This window comes from Microbacterium sp. CPCC 204701 (genome assembly GCF_004010105.1).
GTDB lineage: Bacteria > Actinomycetota > Actinomycetes > Actinomycetales > Microbacteriaceae > Microbacterium.
Genome location: NZ_RRYE01000604.1, coordinates 1 through 1,186 on the forward strand (window position 1 = coordinate 1; position 1,186 = coordinate 1,186).

Annotated in this window: 1 protein-coding gene; it reads left to right on the top strand. The window is 73.1% G+C overall.

Annotated elements, in window-relative coordinates:
* On the top strand, nucleotides 1-1,186 hold a 1,186-nt coding region (locus EIO58_RS18250; protein WP_127820590.1), incomplete at both ends, for an ATP-binding protein.

Consider the following 1,186-nt stretch of genomic DNA (forward strand, 5'->3'; position numbering starts at 1 on the left):
GGCGGCGGCAAGGGCATGCAGGTGGTGCGCAGCGAGGCCGACCTCGCCGACGCGCTCGCGACCGCGCGACGGGTCGCCGGGGCCGCGTTCGGCGACGACACGCTGCTGCTCGAGCGGCTCATCGAGCGGCCCCGCCACATCGAGGTGCAGGTCCTGGCCGACGCGCACGGCACCGTCGTGCACCTCGGCGAGCGCGAGTGCACGCTGCAGCGACGCCATCAGAAGGTGGTCGAAGAGGCTCCGTCCCCGGTCGTCGACCCCGAGACGCGCGCCCGCCTCGGTGCCGCCGCGTGCGCGGCCGCGGCATCCGTCGACTACTGCGGTGCCGGCACGGTGGAATTCCTTGTCGCCGGCGACCGCCCCGATGAGTTCTTCTTCATCGAGATGAACACGAGGCTGCAGGTGGAGCATCCGGTCACCGAGCTCGTGGCGCGGATCGGCGACGAGGAGCCCATCGACCTCGTGGAGCAGCAGCTGCGCCTCGCGTCCGGGCTGCCGCTCCTGGTCTCGCAGGACGAGGTGCGGCTCGAAGGCCACGCGATCGAGGCGCGGGTCTACGCCGAAGCGCCCGAGCGCGGCTTCCTCCCCGCCACGGGAGAAGTGCTGCTGTGGCGCGAGGCGCCGGGCGCCCGGACGGATTCCGCCGTCGAGTCGGGCAGCGCGGTGAGCTCAGACTACGATCCGATGATCGCCAAGGTCATCGCGCACGGTGCCGACCGCGCCGATGCGCTCGCACGGCTCGACCGGGCTCTCGCCGACACCGTGCTGTTCGGTGTCGAGACGAACATCGGGTTCCTCCGCACGCTCATCGCCGACGATGCGGTGCAGGCGGGCGCCATGGACACCGGTCTCATCGACCGTCTGCCCCCGTACACCGCCCCCGAGCCCGGGCTGGACGCGTTCCGCGTGGCGGCCGCGATGACGGCGCGTCACGGTGTCGGCGCTTCGCAGACCGAACGACCGCGTGCCCCTGAGTCGCCGGACGGCGCGCGCGGCACCGCGAGCCCGCTCTGGCTCTCCGGCAGCGGCTGGCGTGCGGGCGGCGCTGCGGTGCGACCCACGCTTCGCTTCGAGACGGATGCCGGTGCCGTGGTGTCGATCGACGGGCCAGACGTCGAGTCCGGCGCCGATCCGGACGCCGCTGCGCCTGTGGTGTCGGTGGGCACCGCCGAGCATCGTACCCGCA